At 74.7% G+C, this 16320-nt stretch carries 15 protein-coding genes; 6 read left to right on the top strand and 9 right to left on the bottom strand.

Annotated features, from left to right (window positions below; translation table 11 throughout):
- Positions 1-14: 14 nt before the first annotated feature.
- Positions 15-1295: a DUF445 domain-containing protein gene (locus ACI79C_RS21885; protein ID WP_456947797.1), complete on the top strand. Its 1281-nt coding sequence runs from the start codon at positions 15-17 to the stop codon at positions 1293-1295.
- Between the two features lie 118 nt (positions 1296-1413).
- Here ACI79C_RS21885 and rlmB read toward each other — a convergent pair whose 3' ends face one another.
- Genes rlmB through ACI79C_RS21860 form a run of 5 tightly spaced genes read right to left on the bottom strand, consistent with a single transcriptional unit; the run spans position 1414 to position 5537 of the window.
- Positions 1414-2400, bottom strand: a complete 987-nt coding sequence (rlmB, locus tag ACI79C_RS21880; protein WP_456947796.1) for a 23S rRNA (guanosine(2251)-2'-O)-methyltransferase RlmB — start codon at positions 2398-2400, stop codon at positions 1414-1416.
- Positions 2382-3812: a cysteine--tRNA ligase gene (cysS, locus tag ACI79C_RS21875; RefSeq protein WP_456947795.1), complete on the bottom strand. Its 1431-nt coding sequence runs from the start codon at positions 3810-3812 to the stop codon at positions 2382-2384. Before cysS ends, rlmB begins: the two co-directional genes overlap by 19 nt.
- Positions 3813-3837: 25 nt before the next feature.
- On the bottom strand, positions 3838-4347 hold the full coding sequence (ispF, locus tag ACI79C_RS21870) for a 2-C-methyl-D-erythritol 2,4-cyclodiphosphate synthase (protein WP_456947794.1): 510 nt from the start codon (positions 4345-4347) through the stop codon (positions 3838-3840).
- A complete protein-coding gene (gene ispD, locus ACI79C_RS21865) occupies positions 4344-5006 on the bottom strand; it encodes a 2-C-methyl-D-erythritol 4-phosphate cytidylyltransferase (RefSeq protein WP_456947793.1) in 663 nt (220 codons plus the stop codon). The genes ispF and ispD overlap by 4 nt, the downstream gene beginning before the upstream one ends.
- Before the next feature lie 48 nt (positions 5007-5054).
- Positions 5055-5537 (bottom strand): CarD family transcriptional regulator, encoded by a 483-nt coding sequence (locus tag ACI79C_RS21860; RefSeq protein ID WP_097206868.1) that lies wholly within the window; start codon positions 5535-5537, stop codon positions 5055-5057.
- 122 nt (positions 5538-5659) lie between these two features.
- Here ACI79C_RS21860 and ACI79C_RS21855 point away from each other — a divergent pair, with 122 nt between their 5' ends.
- Positions 5660-6517, top strand: coding sequence for a UbiA family prenyltransferase (locus tag ACI79C_RS21855; protein ID WP_456947792.1), 858 nt, complete (start codon positions 5660-5662; stop codon positions 6515-6517).
- A gap of 21 nt (positions 6518-6538) precedes the next feature.
- Here the strand turns inward: ACI79C_RS21855 and ACI79C_RS21850 are convergent, their stop codons facing one another.
- Together ACI79C_RS21850 and ACI79C_RS21845 are read right to left on the bottom strand one after the other, a co-directional pair.
- Positions 6539-7495 carry a hypothetical protein gene (locus ACI79C_RS21850; protein ID WP_456947791.1) on the bottom strand — a complete coding sequence of 319 codons (957 nt, stop codon included), beginning with the start codon at positions 7493-7495 and terminating at the stop codon, positions 6539-6541.
- 10 nt (positions 7496-7505) lie between these two features.
- Positions 7506-8099: an RNA polymerase sigma factor gene (locus tag ACI79C_RS21845; RefSeq protein WP_456947790.1), complete on the bottom strand. Its 594-nt coding sequence runs from the start codon at positions 8097-8099 to the stop codon at positions 7506-7508.
- A gap of 206 nt (positions 8100-8305) precedes the next feature.
- Here ACI79C_RS21845 and ACI79C_RS21840 point away from each other — a divergent pair, with 206 nt between their 5' ends.
- The 3 genes from ACI79C_RS21840 (at position 8306) to disA (ending at position 11648) form a co-directional block, all read left to right on the top strand.
- Entirely contained in the window at positions 8306-9007 is a 702-nt protein-coding gene (locus tag ACI79C_RS21840; RefSeq protein WP_456947789.1) for a hypothetical protein, read from the top strand.
- Between the two features lie 68 nt (positions 9008-9075).
- Positions 9076-10440 (top strand): DNA repair protein RadA, encoded by a 1365-nt coding sequence (radA, locus tag ACI79C_RS21835; RefSeq protein ID WP_456947788.1) that lies wholly within the window; start codon positions 9076-9078, stop codon positions 10438-10440.
- Positions 10441-10562: 122 nt separating this feature from the next.
- Entirely contained in the window at positions 10563-11648 is a 1086-nt protein-coding gene (gene disA, locus ACI79C_RS21830) for a DNA integrity scanning diadenylate cyclase DisA (protein ID WP_456947787.1), read from the top strand.
- Between the two features lie 84 nt (positions 11649-11732).
- Here the strand turns inward: disA and ACI79C_RS21825 are convergent, their stop codons facing one another.
- Complete coding sequence (locus ACI79C_RS21825) at positions 11733-12419, bottom strand: MucR family transcriptional regulator (RefSeq protein ID WP_456947786.1); 687 nt, start codon at positions 12417-12419, stop codon at positions 11733-11735.
- A gap of 77 nt (positions 12420-12496) precedes the next feature.
- Here ACI79C_RS21825 and ACI79C_RS21820 point away from each other — a divergent pair, with 77 nt between their 5' ends.
- Positions 12497-13396 carry an A/G-specific adenine glycosylase gene (locus tag ACI79C_RS21820; protein ID WP_456947785.1) on the top strand — a complete coding sequence of 300 codons (900 nt, stop codon included), beginning with the start codon at positions 12497-12499 and terminating at the stop codon, positions 13394-13396.
- Positions 13397-13574: 178 nt separating this feature from the next.
- On the opposite strand, the gene ACI79C_RS21815 is transcribed toward ACI79C_RS21820, so the two are convergent.
- On the bottom strand, positions 13575-16106 hold the full coding sequence (locus ACI79C_RS21815) for an ATP-dependent Clp protease ATP-binding subunit (RefSeq protein ID WP_456947784.1): 2532 nt from the start codon (positions 16104-16106) through the stop codon (positions 13575-13577).
- Positions 16107-16320: the final 214 nt, after the last annotated feature.

Below are 16320 nucleotides of genomic sequence, written 5' to 3'. Positions count from 1 at the left end.
CTAGGCTCGGTCAGGTGCCGGCACCCCGCCCGACCGCTGCCCTGGCCCGCTCCCTCGACGACCCGGAGCGGGCCCGTGACCTCGCCCGCATGAAGCGGCTGGCGACCGGGCTGTTCCTGGCCGCCGCCGCCGTCTTCCTCGTCTGCGTCCTGCTCGGCCCGGAGGCCGGGGCCTGGGTGGGCTACGTGCGGGCGACCGCCGAGGCCTCGATGGTGGGCGCCCTGGCCGACTGGTTCGCCGTCACCGCGCTCTTCCGGCACCCGATGCGGCTGCCGATCCCGCACACCGCGATCATCCCGCGCAAGAAGGACCAGATCGGCGCCAGCCTGGGCACCTTCGTCCAGCAGAACTTCCTCACCCGCGCCGTGGTCGAGGAGAAGCTGACCACGATCGACGTCCCCGGCCGGCTCGGCGCGTTCCTGGCCGCCCAGGGACGGGCCGAGCGGCTCTCCGGTGACGCCGCGGCGGTCCTGCACTCGGTGGCCGACCTGCTCCGGGACGACGACCTCCAGCCGGCCGTCGCCGCGCTCGTCGACCGCAAGCTGCACGCCACGCCCGCCGCCCCGGTGGTCGCTCGTGCGCTGGAGCTGGTCGTGGGCGGTGACCGCCACCAGGAGGTGCTGTCCGCGGCGCTGCGCGGGCTGGCCCGGTTCCTCGAGGACAACCGGGTGGTGTTCCGCGCCCAGCTGGGCGACGCCTCCCCCGCGTGGGTGCCCGACTGGGTCGACGACCGGGTGTTCGACCGGGTCTTCGCCGCCCTGCAGGGGTTCCTGGAGGAGGTCGGCGAGGACCCCAGGCACGAGCTGCGCCGGGTGTACGACGCCCGGCTGCGCGCCTACGTGCACGCGCTGCGCACCGACCCGGCCACCGCGGGGCGGGTCGAGGAGCTGAAGAAGGAGCTCCTCGAGCACCCCGCCGTCCGGACGTGGTCGGGGTCGCTGTGGACCACCGTGAAGAACTCCGTCCTGACCGCCGCCGCGGACCCGGAGTCCGAGCTGCGGGCACGGATGACCGCGATGATCCGCACGCTGGCGGACAAGCTGGAGAACGACCCCACCCTCCGCGAGCTGGTGCAGCGGCACGCGCACACGGCCGCCGGCTACCTCGTGGAGCGGTTCGCCGGCGACGTGGCCGACCTGGTGGGCAGCACCGTCGCCCGATGGGACACCGAGGAGACCAGCCGCCGGATCGAGCTCCAGGTCGGCCGGGACCTGCAGTTCATCCGCATCAACGGCACCGTCGTCGGCGGACTGGCCGGCCTGGTGATCTACACGGTCGCCCAGCTCCTCGGCTGAAGCCGTCGAGGAGGCCCCGCAGGGGTCCGAGACCAGGCGGCACCGGCGCTCGACGCATCAGGGGGACCGCACCTGGCCGCGGTGCGGCCCGGAGGACCGCGACGTCATCGCGCCCCTGCTACTCCGCTCGGCGCCGGGTCATCGCGGCCTGGTACAGCGCGATCCCGGCGGCGACGCTGACGTTGAGCGACTCGGTGTCCCGGGCGATCGGGATGCTGACGACGACGTCGCAGCGCTCCCGCACCAGCCGGGACAGCCCCGCGCCCTCGGCGCCGACGACCAGCGCCACCGGGTCGGTGAAGCCGTCGAAGTCCGACACGTCGACGTCGCCGTCGGCGGCCAGGCCCACCGTCATCAGCCCGGCGTCCTGGTAGGAGGCGAGCGCGCGGGCCAGGTTCACCGCACGCGCGACGGGCAGCCGGGCGGCGGCGCCGGCGCTGGTCCGCCACGCCGAGGCGGTCATGCCCACCGCCCGCCGCTGCGGGACCACGACACCGTGCGCGTCGAAGGCCGCCGCCGAGCGGACGACAGCGCCGAGGTTGCGCGGGTCGGTGACCCCGTCCATCGCGACCACCAGCGGCGGCCGGCCCGAGTCGCGGGCGTGGTCGAGCAGGTCGTCGGGGTGCGCGTACTGGTACGGCGGCACCTGCAGGCCGATGCCCTGGTGCAGGGCGCCCCCGGACATCCGGTCGAACTCGGCCCTGCCGACCTCCAGCAGCGGCAACCCCCGGTCGTTGGCCAGGTGCAGCGCCTCGGTGATCCGCTCGTCGGTCGCCGCCCGGCTGTCCCCGGTGACGACGTACAGCGCGGTCGCTGGGATCTGCGCCCGCAGCGCCTCGACCACCGGGTTGCGCCCCAGGAGCAGCTCGGGGGCCTCCTCGGCGCGCTGCCGGCTGCGGTCGCGGTCGGCCCGGCGCCGGGCATCGGCCTGTGCCCGTCGCTGCGCCGGGTGGCCGGGACGCATCTCGGCCGGTGGCGTCGCTCCGCGGCCGGCCAGTGCCCTGCGGCCCTTGCCGCCGGTGCCGGCGGTGGCGCCCTTCTTGCCGGCGCCGCTGGTGCGGCCCCGGCGCTGGCTGTTGCCGGCCATCAGCGGCTCAGCTCCCATCGGGGTCCCTGCGCGGTGTCCTCGACCTGGACACCGAGCGCGGCCAGCGAGTCGCGGATCGCGTCGGCCGCGGCGTAGTCCTTGCGCGCGCGGGCGGACTGGCGCTGCTCCAGCGCCAGCGACACCAGCCCGTCGGTGACCGCGGTCAGCCGGCCGTCGCCGCCGCCCTCAGCCGCCCAGTGCGGGTCCAGCGGGTCCAGCCCGAGGACGGCGAGCATCGCCCGCACCGACCCCAGCGCCGCCGCGGTGCCCTCGTCGTCCCCGGCGGCCAGCGCGGTGTTGCCCTGCCGCACCGCCTCGTGGACGGCGGCGACCGCGGCCGGGGTGCCGAGGTCGTCATCGAGGGCGGCGACGAACTCCGGCGGCAGGTCGGGCTTCGCCGGGCAATCGCTCACCCGCCCCGCCGCCCCGGACCCCACCCGCTCCGAAGCCCGCTTCACGAACGACTCCAGCCGCCGGTAGGCCGCGGCCGCCTCGGCCAGTGCGGCGTCGGTGAACTCGATCGTCGACCGGTAGTGCGGGGCGATCAGGTAGTAGCGCAGCTCCACCGGCCGCACCCGCTCGACGACCTCGTCGACCAGCGCGGTGTTGCCCAGCGACTTGCTCATCTTCTCGCCGCCGAGGGTGACCCAGCCGTTGTGCAGCCAGTAGCGGGCGAACCCGTCCCCCGCCGCGCGTGACTGGGCCTGCTCGTTCTCGTGGTGCGGGAAGCGCAGGTCCAGCCCGCCGCCGTGGACGTCGAACTCGGGCCCGAGGTAGCGCTCGGCCATCGCCGAGCACTCCAGGTGCCAGCCCGGCCGGCCGCGGCCCCACGGTGTGGCCCAGGACGCGGTCTCCGGCTCACCCTCCTTGGCGGCCTTCCAGAGCGCGAAGTCGCGGGGGTCCCGCTTGCGCTCGTCGGTCTCGGTGTCGGCGGCCGGCTGCAGGTCCTCGAGCCGTTGCCCGGTCAGGGCGCCGTACTCGGGGAAGCTACGGACGTCGAAGTAGACGTCGCCGTCGACGGCGTAGGCGTGGCCGCGCTCGATCAGCCGCTCCATCAGGGCGACCATGTCGGGGATGTGGCCGGTGGCACGCGGCTCGTAGGTCGGCGGCAGCACCCCCAGCACGTCGTAGGCCCGGGTGCAGGCCAGTTCGTTGGCGTACGCCCACGCCCACCACGGCACGCCGTGCTCGCCGGCCTTGGCGAGGATCTTGTCGTCGATGTCGGTGACGTTGCGGACGTAGGTCACCTCGAGCCCGCCGGCGTCCAGCCACCGGCGGAGCACGTCGAAGACGAGTGCGGCCCGCACGTGTCCGACGTGGGGCGGGCCCTGCACGGTGAGCCCGCAGACGTAGACGGAGGCCTGTCCCGCACGCAGGGGCGTGAAGTCGCGGACCGCGCGCGCGGCCGTGTCGTACAGGCGGAGGCTCACCGTGCGGAGTCTACGGAGCGCGGCATCAGCTCTGCTCGGAGTCTCCGGACGCCGACCCGTCGTCGGTCCGGACCACCAGCGCCGTCGCCATCGCCGCCCGTCCCTCGCCCCGGCCGGTCAGGCCGAGGCCGTCGGTCGTGGTGGCGGTGACGCTGACCGGCGCGCCCAGGGCCGCGGAGAGCGTCGCCTCCGCCTCGGCCCTCCGCGGACCGACCTTCGGGGTGTTGCCGACCAACTGGACGGCGGCGTTGCCGACCCGCCAGCCGGCCGCGGCGAGCACCTCCCGGACGTGTCCGAGCACCGCCGCGCCGCGGGCACCGTCCCACCGCGGGTCGTCGGTGCCGAGCAGCCCGCCGATGTCGCCGAGCCCGGCGGCCGACAGCACCGCGTCGGTGAGGGCGTGTGCGACGACGTCCCCGTCGGAGTGCCCCGCGCAGCCGTCGGCGTCGGGCCACCGCAGGCCGGCGAGCCAGCACTCCCGGCCGGCCTCGACAGGATGGACGTCGACCCCGATCCCGACCCTCGGCAGGGTCACCCGTGCACCTGCAGTTCGGCGAGCGCGAGGTCGTGGGCCACGGTCACCTTGGCGGCCCGCTCGTCGCCCGGCACGGTGGCGACGGGGATCCCGGCCGCGCGCACCACGGCGGCGTCGTCGGTGAGGTCGGCGTCGTCGGGCAGCCGCCCGTAGGCGGCGACGAGCGCGTCCCGGGCGAAGCCCTGCGGGGTCTGCACCCGGCGCAGCTCCGTGCGCGGCAGCGTGCCGGTGAGCAGCCCGTCGGGGTCGACGGTGACGGTGGTGTCGACCACCGGCAGCACGGGGACGACGGCGGGGGCGCCGGCGGCCACCGCGGCCAGCACCCGGGCCACGACCTCGGGCGGGGTCAGCGGGCGGGCGGCGTCGTGGACGAGGACGGCGTCGGCCGGGCCTCCGGCGGCCTCGAGCGCGGCCCGGACCGAGGCGGTGCGGGTGTGGCCGCCGGCGACGAGCCGGACGTCCATCGGCAGCACGGTCGCGAACGCGGAGAACTCGGCGGCCGGGATCGCCACCACGACCTCGGCCACCCCGCCGTCACGCAGCGCGTCGACGGCCCAGCAGACCAGCGCCCGGCCGCCGAGCGGCACCAGCGCCTTCGGCCGGTCCGCCCCCAGACGCAGACCACTCCCGGCCGCTGCGACGATGCCGACAGCGTGCACGGGAGTGGTCTGGACGTGCGTGAGTGCGACGAGCCGGGCGGACCGAGCTCAGCTGGCGAGGACCTCGTCGAGGAGCACCTCGGCCTTGTCCTCGTTGGTGCCCTCGGCCAGCGCGAGCTCGCTCACCAGGATCTGGCGGGCCTTGGAGAGCATGCGCTTCTCGCCGGCCGAGAGGCCACGGTCCTTGTCGCGGCGCCACAGGTCGCGGACGACCTCGGCGACCTTGTTGACGTCACCGGAGGCAAGCTTCTCCAGGTTGGCCTTGTAGCGGCGCGACCAGTTGGTCGGCTCCTCGGTGTGGGGGGCGCGCAGGACCTCGAAGACCCGGTTCAGCCCCTCCTGACCGACGACGTCACGGACGCCGACGATCTCTGCGTTGTCGGCCGGCACGCGCACGGTGAGGTCGCCCTGGGCGACCTTCAGCACGAGGTAGGCCTTCTCTTCACCCTTGATGACCCGCTTCTCGATCGCCTCGATGAGCGCGGCACCGTGGTGCGGGTAGACAACGGTCTCGCCGACAGTGAAGCCCATGTGTGTGTGACCCCTTTCGCTGTCCACAGATTACCACGCGAAACTGACGAACGGGACGACCCAGATTCGTAAACCCGCAGGTCAGCGGCGGGATCAACTTGGTGAGAGGGGTTGACAGCGGCGTGGTGGATGTGCCTGCGCACCCCTCCCGGCCGGCCGCGACGGCCCGGGCACTGGCGCTGGCCACCCACCCGGGTCCGGCGGTCGCCGTGACGGTCGTGGCGACCCTCCTGGCGGTGGCCGCGGGGGTGCCGGTCGGGCGGGTGGTCCTGGTCGGGCTCGCCGTCCTCGCAGGTCAGGCATCCATCGGGTGGAGCAACGACTGGCTCGACGCCGACCGGGACCGCGCCGTGGCGCGGCCCGACAAGCCGGTCGTGCAGGGGACCGTCGCCCCCACACTGCTGCGCTCGCTGGCGCTCGCGTCGGCTGCCGCGGCCGTCGTCCTGTCCCTGCTCCTCGGCGTCGTGCCGGGACTGCTGCTGCTGGCCCTCGTCGCCAGCGGCTGGGCCTACAACGCCGGGCTCAAGCGCACCGCCGCCTCGCTGCTGCCCTACGTCACCGGGTTCGGCGCGCTCCCCGCCGGGGTGGTGGCGGCGGCTCCCGGAGCGCCGGTCGCGCCCTGGTGGCTGGTGGCGGCCGGGGGCGCGCTGGGCGCGGCGGCCCACCTGGCCAACGTCGCGCCGGACCTCGAGGACGACCTGGCGACCGGCGTCCGCGGGCTGCCGCACCGGCTGGGGGCCCGGACCTCGGCGGTCTCCGGCGCGGCGTTGCTGGGAGGCGCCTCGCTGGTGCTGGTGCTGGGACCGGAGGGCCCCCCGACGGCGGCCGGGTGGACCGGTCTCGCGCTGGCCGTGCCCGCCGTCGCCGTCGCCGCCCTGGCCGGCACCGCGCGCTTCCGCCGGCTGGCCTTCCCGGCGGTCATGCTCCTGACCGTCCTGGACGTCGTGCTGATGCTGGCGGGTGGGGCCGCGGTCACCTGACTGCGGCCCCACCCGGCGGTGTCAGTTCTTGCCGTTGCCGTTGCCGTGGCCGCGCCCGTTGCCCGACTGCCCGGCGTTGCCGCGGGGCTCCGCCGCAGGCGCGGGGACCGCCTCGGCCGTCTCCTCCTCGGCCTCCTCGACCTCCGGGGCCTCGTCCTCGACCTCGGGCGCCTCGTTCCGAGCGGCCTCCCGGGCCTTCTTGCGCGCCTCGTTCCGGGCGTGCGCCTCCGCGCTGATCTGCGAGCCGTCGACGCCACCGTCGCGCGCGTCGGCGCTCACCCGCGCGCCGAAGTTCTCCGGGTGCGCGGGCTCGGTGTCCTCCTGCACCGGCTGGGGCTGCTCGTCGGCCGGGGCGTCGTCACCCGCGCCGTCGTCCCCGGCGGCGTCGTCCCCGGCGGCGTCGTCCCCGGTCGTGTCGTCCCCGGTCGTGTCGTCCCCGGTCGTGTCGTCCCCGGTCGTGTCGTCCCCGGTGTCCGGAGTGTCCTCGGACGGGGCGTTCTCAACGGCGTCGTCGGCCGGGACGTCGGGGTCCTCCCCGACGGCCTCGTCGGTCCCGGCGGTCCCGGCGGGCACGGCCGTCTCGACGACGGGGCTGGGCCCCTCCGGCGAGGTGAGCGCACCGGCGGTGGTGGCGCCGGCGAGCGCGACCACGACGGCGCCGGTCCCGGCGGCGGCCTTGGCGACCGCGCCGGCGGAGGCGATCTTGGCGATCAGAGCGGTGAACAGCATGCGGGGCCTCTTCCGTGAGGTCCGGGCGGGGTGCCCGGCCGTCCCGGGGGACGGTTCCTGGTGGGTGGTGAGCAGACCGGTCGCCAACAGCTCGGCCAGGGCCGCGGTGGGCCTCCCGGGCGCCGCGGCGTCCGCCCGGACCGCGTCGGTGAACGCGACCAGGGAGCACGCGCCGTCGGGCACGGGGCGGCCGGTGAGGGCGGCCTCGAAGGCCTCCTCGACGGCGCGGTCGTCAGCTGGCGTGGTCATCTCGTCCTCGTCATCGCCGCAGGGCCGCAGAAGGGTGCGCGCCGGTCCCCACCCCTTCGGGGGACCTCGTCTCGAGGGCGCTGCGCAGGGTGCGCAGCCCGCGCCGCTGGAGCGCCTTGACCGAGGCGGTGGACCGCCCGAGCACGCGGGCCACCTGCTCGACGGTGAGGTCACCGAGGATCCGCAGCAGGAGCACCGCCCGCTGGTCGGTGGGCAGCGTCGCGCAGAGCCGGTGCACGTCCGCGGCGCCGATCCGCACCAGCGCGTCGTCCTCGGCGTCGCCACCGCCGAGCTCGCCCAGCAGCGCGTCGTCGTCGGTCACCTGCGGACGGCGCCCCCGGCGACGCCAGTCGTCGACCAGCCGCCGGTGGGCGATGGTGAACACCCAGGCGCGCAGGGCGTCCTCGTCCCCGTGGAAGCCGGCCAGCCCGGTGAGGACGCCGATGAACGTCTCGCTGGCCAGGTCGTCGGGCTCGGCGGCGCCGTGCAGTCGCAGGTAGCCGGTCACGGCCGGCGAGAGGTCCCGGTAGAGGACCTCGAACGCCCAGGCGGCCCCGGCCTGCGCCGCGGCCAGGACGTCGTCGAACGGCAGTCCCGTGCGCATCCTGCCCCCCGTCGCCGATCCCGCCGTCCTCCCGTGCATCGGCAGGTGGCCGCGCCGACTGCACCGGCGTCACCCGGACGGGTGCCGGCGGACGCGGCGCGGCGGACCCCGTCCCTCCGGGCGGGCCGCCGGGGGCGGGCGTTAGGCTCGGCGCGACCCAGGCCATCGACGTGCGGTGGCCTGCACGTCCCTGGAGGTCGACGGCTGTGAACCGCGCACTGCGCGCCGCCACGATGGGTGTGCTGCTCCTCAGCCCGGTCGCGCTGAGCGCGTGCAGCGCCGGGCAGGTCTCGCAGACCGCGACCCAGAACCGGGACAAGGTCGGCCCCGAGGCCCAGTCCGGCGACATCACCCTGCGCCAGGTCCTCCTCGGCTACCCCACCGAGGGCCGCTACTCGGCCGGCGACGACGCACCGCTGTCCCTGGCGATCGTCAACGGCAGCAACGAGGCCGACACCCTCGTCGGCATCGAGGGCGACGCGTTCAGCGGGGTGGTCGTGAGCGGGCAGACGACGCCCTCCCCGGCCGTCCCGGGCTCCCCGTCGGCCGCGCCGACCACCGGTGGCACCCCGGCCGCCCCGTCGGACCCGGCGGCCGCCCCGACGTCGGCCGCCCCCACGTCGGCCGCTCCGTCGGCCAGCACGCGGGTGGACATCCCGATCCCCGCCCGCTCCACCGTCTTCGTGGGCGAGGACGGCGGGCTCACCGTCGACCTCGCCGACCTGTCGGAGGAGCTGACGGCCGGCCAGAGCATCGAGCTCACGCTGACCTTCCAGAACGCCGGGGAGATCCCCGTCCAGGCGTCGGTCGCCACCCCCGACCGGGCGCTGCCCCGCGAGGAGGGCTTCGACTTCCACGACGGGGCGGCGGAGGGCCGCGACGCGGAGCAGGACACCGAGTCCGAGTGATCGAGGGCCCCCGCACGGGGGCCGCGTTCTTCCCTGGAACTGTCGTACCCGGCGGTTAGCGTCGCCGGGTGCCCACCGCAGGAGTGAAGTCCCGCCCCGCCCACCGCTGCACCGAGTGCGGGTACGGCGCGGCCAAGTGGGTCGGCCGCTGTCCGGAGTGCCAGGCCTGGGGCACGCTGCAGGAGGTCGGCGCCCCCGCGTCGCCCCTGCGGTCGGTCGCCGCCGGGCCGGTCACCGCCCCCGCGGTCCCCATCGCCCAGGTGGAGCTGGCCTCCGCCCGCGCCGTCCCCACCGGCATCGACGAGCTCGACCGGGTCCTCGGCGGCGGCCTGGTGCCCGGCGCGGTGCTGCTGGTCGCCGGCGAGCCCGGGGTCGGCAAGTCCACCCTGCTGCTCGAGGTCGCCCACCGGGTGGCCGCGGCGAACGGCCCGGCCCTCGTGGTGTCGGGCGAGGAGTCGGCGGCCCAGGTGCGGCTGCGGGCCGAGCGGATCGGCGCCCTGCACGAGGACCTCTACCTCGCCGCGGAGACCGAGCTGTCCGCCGTCCTCGCCCACGTCGAGCAGGTCAACCCCTCGCTCCTGGTCCTCGACAGCGTCCAGACCGTGCGCTCCCCCGCCGTCGAGGGCACCGACGGCGGATCCACCCAGGTGCGGGCGGTCGCCAGCGCGCTGACCGGTGTCGCCAAGAGCCGCGGGATGACGGCGATCCTCGTCGGCCACGTCACCAAGGACGGCGCCATCGCCGGTCCCCGCACCCTGGAGCACCTGGTCGACGTCGTCGTCTCCTTCGACGGGGAGCGGCACTCCACCCTGCGGCTGATCCGGGCCACCAAGAACCGGTTCGGGCCGGCCGACGAGATCGGGTGCTTCGAGATCGGCGACCGCGGGGTCGTGGGTGTCCCCGACGCCTCGCACCTGTTCGTCTCCCGGCGCACCGCCCCGGTCCCCGGCAGTTGCGTCACAGTGACGCTGGAGGGCAGCCGCCCGCTGCTGGCCGAGGTCCAGGCGCTGGTGGCGGCCAACAGCGGCGGCGGGTCGCCGCGGCGCGCGGTCAGCGGGCTGGACTCCCAGCGGGTGGCGATGGTCAACGCCGTCGTCGAGCGGCGCGGCAGGGTGCGGCTGGCCGACGCCGACGTCTTCGCCGCGTCCGTGGGCGGCGTCCGCATCACCGAGCCCGCGGCCGACCTGGCGCTGGCCCTGGCGATCGCCTCCGCGGCCAAGGACGTCCCGCTCCCCCAGGGCCTGGTCGCCCTCGGCGAGGTCGGGCTCTCCGGGGAGATCCGCCGCGTGGGGGGCACCGGTCGCCGGCTGGCCGAGGCGGCCCGCCAGGGCTACCGGGTCGCCCTGGTCCCCGAGGACGCCGGCAGCGCGCCGAAGGGCATGCGGCTGATCGAGGTCCCCGACCTCGGCGCCGCGTTCGCCCGTCTCTTCTGACGCTGCGTCACCGCCCGCGCCGGGCCCCTCGCCGGATCCGGTGAGGTGGCTCACGGGGGCCGACCAGTAGCGTCGGGGCGACGTAGACTCAGCCGCCAACACACCGAACGTCAGGAGCGCTCGTGCCGCCCGCTGTGGATCCCGAGGTCGCGCTCCGCGAACTGCTCGGCCGCATCGCACCGGGGACCGCACTGCGCGACGGCCTGGAGCGGATCCTCGCCGGCCGCACCGGTGCGTTGATCGTCCTCGGCTACGACCGCGTGGTGGAGTCCATCTGCACCGGCGGTTTCGCCCTCGACGTCGCCCTGTCGGCCACCCGGCTGCGCGAGCTGGCCAAGATGGACGGCGCGGTGATCGTCTCCTACGACGGCGCCCGCATCGTCCGGGCCGGCGTCCACCTGATGCCCGACCCGACGGTCCCGACCGAGGAGTCCGGCACCCGGCACCGCACCGCTGAGCGGGTCGCCATCCAGACCGGCTTCCCGGTGATCTCGGTCAGCCAGTCGATGCACATCATCAGCGTGTACGTCGCGGGCCGGCGGTACACCCTCGAGCACCCGACGACGATCCTGGCCCGGGCGAACCAGGCCCTGGCCGCCCTCGAGCGGTACAAGCTGCGGCTCGACGAGGTGGCCAGCACCCTGTCGGCGCTGGAGATCGAGGACCTCGTCACCGTCCGCGACGCGATGAGCGTCAGCCAGCGGCTGGAGATGGTCCGGCGGATCGCCGACGAGATCGAGGGGTTCGTCGTCGAGCTCGGCACCGACGGCCGGCTGCTGGCCCTCCAGCTCGACGAGATGCTCGCCGGCGTGGAGGAGGATCGCGGCCTCCTGGTGCGCGACTACCTCCCCGGCGGCGCCCGGCGGCCGAGGACCATCGAGCAGGTGCTGACCGACCTGCGGGCGCTGTCGGCCACGGAGCTGCTCGACCTGTCGGCGGTGGCCCGCTGCTACGGCCTGCCGACGTCGGCCGACGCGCTGGACTCCCCGGTGAGCCCGCGCGGGTACCGCCTGCTGGCGAGGGTCCCGCGGCTGCCCGCCGGCATCATCGACCGACTGGTCGACCACTTCGGCGGGCTGCAGAAGCTGCTGGCCGCCACCATCGAGGACCTGCTCTCCGTCGAGGGCGTCGGCGAGGCGCGGGCCCGCGGCATCCGCGAGGGCCTGTCGCGGCTGGCCGAGACCTCGATCCTCGACCGCTACAGCTGACGGCCCCGTCCCGAGGCGCGTCCCGAGCGTGCGAGGGATGAGGAGGACGGGGTCCTCGCACGCTCGCGGGACCCCGCAGGGGCCTCAGCCGATCGAGAAGGGCGCGTCCGGGCTGGTCTTGGTGTCCAGCCGCCCGCGCAGCAGGTACTGACCCGGCCCGAGCGCCGTACGCTGCGCGCCGCACCCCGGCTGGCTGGTGAGGCCGCTCCAGACCAGCGGGAAGGACACCGCCTCCCCCGGCGCGAGCGTGCGGGTGTCGCTGCTGGCCTCCGGGACGCAGTCGTTGCTGCCCCACAGCCGGTTGCCCGACGCGTCGAGCAGGACGATCTCCTGCAGCCCCTTGTCCAGGGTCCGCACGCAGGGCACGGACGAGGCGTTGGTGACGACCAGCTCGAAGGTCGGCTTGCCCCCGGCCGGCGCGCTGCCCGGCGTGCGCACCTCCAGGCCGATCATGTCGTCGCTGCACGGGCCACCGGGCTGCGGGGTGGGCTCCGGAGCCGGCTCCGGGGCCTCGGTCGTCTCGGGCGCGGGGGTCGGGGTCTGCACGCTGGCCAGCGAGGGCACGACCCGCTCCAGGGCGGGCGGCTCGCCCGGCTCGCTCGTGGCGGTGGTGGTGGCCGCCGCCGCGGCCGACGTGCTGCCGCCGCCGTCCCCCAGGGTGGCGGCCAGCAGCCAGCCCCCGCCGCCGAGCAGCGCCACGAGCAGGACCAGGACCAGCAGGCGTCGCCGCCAGTAGAGCGCCGCGGGGAGGGGGCCGACCGGGTGCAGCACGCCGAGAACCGTAGTGCGCCACGCTGGGCGTTCCCGCCTCGGCACGCCGTCCCCCGTGGGCGGCAGACTGGACCCCCGTGGACAGCACCGCCCGCCCCCTCCCCGTGACCGGCCCGGAGCTCGGCGAGGCCCTGGTCGACTGGTACGAGACCGCCGCCCGCGACCTCCCCTGGCGGCGCCCGGACGTCGACCCGTGGGCGGTGCTGGTCAGCGAGGTGATGCTGCAGCAGACCCCGGTCGCCCGCGTGGAGCCGGTGTGGCGGGAGTGGATGGCCCGCTGGCCCACCCCGGCGGCGCTGGCCGCGGCCTCCCCGGCCGAGGTGATCCGGGCCTGGGGCAAGCTCGGCTACCCGCGGCGGGCGCTGCGCCTGCGGGAGACCGCCGTCGCCCTCACCGAGCGGCACGGCGGCGCCGTCCCCGCCGACGTGGCGGCCCTGGAGGCGCTGCCCGGCATCGGCACCTACACCGCCCGGGCCGTCGCCTGCTTCGGCCACGGGCAGCCACAGCCGGTCGTGGACACCAACGTGCGGCGGGTGGTGGCCCGGCTCGTGCACGGCCGGGCGGAGGCGGGCACCGCTCGGGCGGCCGACCTCGCCGACGTCGCCGGACTGGCTCCCGCCCACCCGGCGCGAGCGGTGCGCTTCTCCGTGGCGGCCATGGAGCTCGGCGCCCTCGTCTGCGTGGCGCGGACGCCGCGGTGCGGGGCGTGCCCGGTCCGGGACAGCTGCGCCTGGCGGCGGGCGGGGTGCCCGACCTCCGACGGGCCGGCCCGCAGGGTGCAGCGGTTCGCCGGGACCGATCGCCAGGTCCGGGGGCGGCTGCTGGACGTCCTGCGGGCCGCCGAGGGGCCCGTGCCGGCGGTCCTGCTCGACGGTGCGTGGGACGACGCCGTCCAGCGCTCGCGGTGCCTGGACTCGCTGCTCGTCGACGGGCTGGTCGAGCAGACGCCGGACGGCCGGTTCCGCCTCCCCGCCTGACCGCGCACCCTCGTTGGGCCGCAGCGACGATCAGGGGCCCTGGTCATGGAGCGTCCTCCCTCACGTTCCGCGGTGAGGGAGGACGCCCGATGACCAGGTCACCTGATCATCGCCCGCACACGACGCAGGGGCCGCCTCCCTGATCGGGAGACGGCCCCTGCATGGACCTACCGGAGGATCACTCGGTCGCGGCCGCGGGACCCTCCTCGTCGCCGCCGGCGGACAGCGCCACCGGCGGGGTGTCGGGGAGGTCGACCGGCTTGGCCTCGCCGCGGAAGACGAACTTCTGCTCGGCGCCCTCGCCCTCGACGTCCACCACGACGATCTGACCAGCGGTCAGCTCCCCGTAGAGGATCTTCTCCGACAGCGTGTCCTCGATCTCCCGCTGGATCGTCCGGCGCAGCGGCCGGGCGCCCAGCACCGGGTCGAACCCGCGGTGGGCCAGGAGCTTCTTGGCCTCCTGGGTGATCTCCAGCGACATGTCCTTGTTCGCGAGCTGGCCCTCCACGCGGGCGACCATGAGGTCGACGATCTGGATGATCTCGTCCTCGGTCAGCTGGTGGAACACCACGATGTCGTCGATGCGGTTGAGGAACTCAGGCCGGAAGTGCTGCTTGAGCTCGTCGTGCACCCGCGACTTCATGCGCTCGTAGTTGGACTGGGTGTCGTTCCCGGCCTGGAAGCCGAGTCCGACCGCCTTGGAGATGTCCCGCGTCCCGAGGTTGGTCGTGAGGATCAGGATCGTGTTCTTGAAGTCCACGATCCGGCCCTGACCGTCGGTGAGCCGGCCGTCCTCGAGCACCTGCAGGAGCGTGTTGAACACGTCCGCGTGCGCCTTCTCGATCTCGTCGAAGAGGACCACCGAGAACGGCTTGCGCCGCACCTTCTCGGTCAGCTGGCCGCCCTCGTCGTAGCCGACGTAGCCGGGAGGGGCACCGACGAGACGGGACACCGTGAAGCGGTCGTGGAACTCGCCCATGTCGATCTGGATGAGCGCGTCGTCCTCACCGAAGAGGAAGTTGGCCAGCGCCTTGGCCAGCTCGGTCTTACCGACACCCGAGGGGCCGGCGAAGATGAACGAGCCACCGGGACGGCGCGGGTCCTTGAGGCCCGCCCGCGTCCGCCGGATCGCCTGGCTGACGCTCTTGATGGCCTCTTCCTGGCCGATGATCCGCTTGTGGAGCTCGTCCTCCATGCGCAGGAGCCGGGTGGTCTCCTCCTCCGTCAGCTTGAAGACGGGGATACCGGTCCAGTTGGCCAGCACCTCGGCGATCTGCTCGTCGTCGACCTCGGCGACGACGTCCATGTCACCGGCCTTCCACTGCTTCTCGCGCTCGGCCTTCTCGCCCAGGAGCTGCTTCTCCTTGTCGCGCAGCGACGCGGCCTTCTCGAAGTCCTGCGCGTCGATGGCCGACTCCTTCTCGCGGCGGATGCCGGCGATCCGGTCGTCGAACTCGCGCAGGTCCGGCGGGGCGGTCATCCGCTTGATCCGCATCCGGGCACCGGCCTCGTCGATCAGGTCGATCGCCTTGTCGGGCAGGAAGCGGTCGGAGATGTACCGGTCGGCCAGCGTCGCGGCGGCGACGAGCGCGCCGTCGGTGATGCTGATCCGGTGGTGCGCCTCGTACCGGTCGCGCAGCCCCTTGAGGATCTCGATCGTGTGGGTGAGCGTCGGCTCGCCCACCTGGATCGGCTGGAAGCGGCGCTCGAGGGCGGCGTCCTTCTCCAGGTGCTTGCGGTACTCGTCGAGCGTGGTGGCGCCGATGGTCTGCAGCTCGCCACGGGCCAGCATCGGCTTGAGGATGCTGGCGGCGTCGATCGCGCCCTCCGCGGCACCGGCCCCGACGAGGGTGTGGATCTCGTCGATGAACAGGATGATGTCGCCGCGGGTGCGGATCTCCTTGAGGACCTTCTTCAGCCGCTCCTCGAAGTCACCGCGGTAGCGGGAACCGGCGACGAGCGCGCCGAGGTCCAGCGTGTAGAGCTGCTTGTCCTTCAGGGTCTCGGGGACCTCGCCCTTGACGATCGCCTGGGCCAGGCCCTCGACGACGGCGGTCTTGCCGACGCCGGGCTCGCCGATGAGGACGGGGTTGTTCTTGGTCCGCCGCGAGAGGACCTGCATGACCCGCTCGATCTCCTTGGCCCGCCCGATGACCGGGTCGAGCTTGGAGTCGCGCGCGGCCTGGGTCAGGTTGCGGCCGAACTGGTCCAGGACCAGCGAGGTCGACGGCGTGCCCTCCGACGGGCCGCCGGCCGCGGCCGGCTCCTTGCCCTGGTAGCCGGACAGCAGCTGGATGACCTGCTGGCGGACGCGGTTGAGGTCGGCGCCCAGCTTCACGAGGACCTGGGCGGCGACGCCCTCACCCTCGCGGATCAGGCCGAGCAGGATGTGCTCGGTGCCGATGTAGTTGTGGCCGAGCTGCAGCGCCTCACGCAGGGACAGCTCGAGGACCTTCTTGGCGCGCGGGGTGAAGGGGATGTGCCCGGAGGGGGCCTGCTGGCCCTGCCCGATGATCTCCTCCACCTGCTGCCGGACACCCTCCAGCGAGATGCCCAGGGACTCGAGCGCCTTGGCAGCGACGCCCTCACCCTCGTGGATCAGGCCCAGGAGGATGTGCTCGGTGCCGATGTAGTTGTGGTTGAGCATCCGGGCCTCTTCCTGGGCCAGGACGACCACGCGGCGGGCTCGGTCGGTGAACCGTTCGAACATCTGCTGCTTCTCCTCTGACCGGCTGGTCCGGCACTGCCCTCCCCGTGATGGAGAGGAGCACCCGACGTCCGTCGGCGCGCGGGGCACCGGTCTTTCCACTGTAGTCGCGGACTCCGCCCCTCCGTCGGCACGCGTGGCCGGGCGGAGGACAGGAGCTGTCCGGTCCAACCGATGGTGGCCGAGCGGTGTTCCGGGCGGGTTACGCCGTCAGCGG

The organism is Geodermatophilus sp. SYSU D00697 (assembly GCF_054050175.1).
The sequence above is the reverse complement of the archived record's forward strand: the minus strand, read 5'-3'. Positions and strand labels throughout refer to the sequence as shown.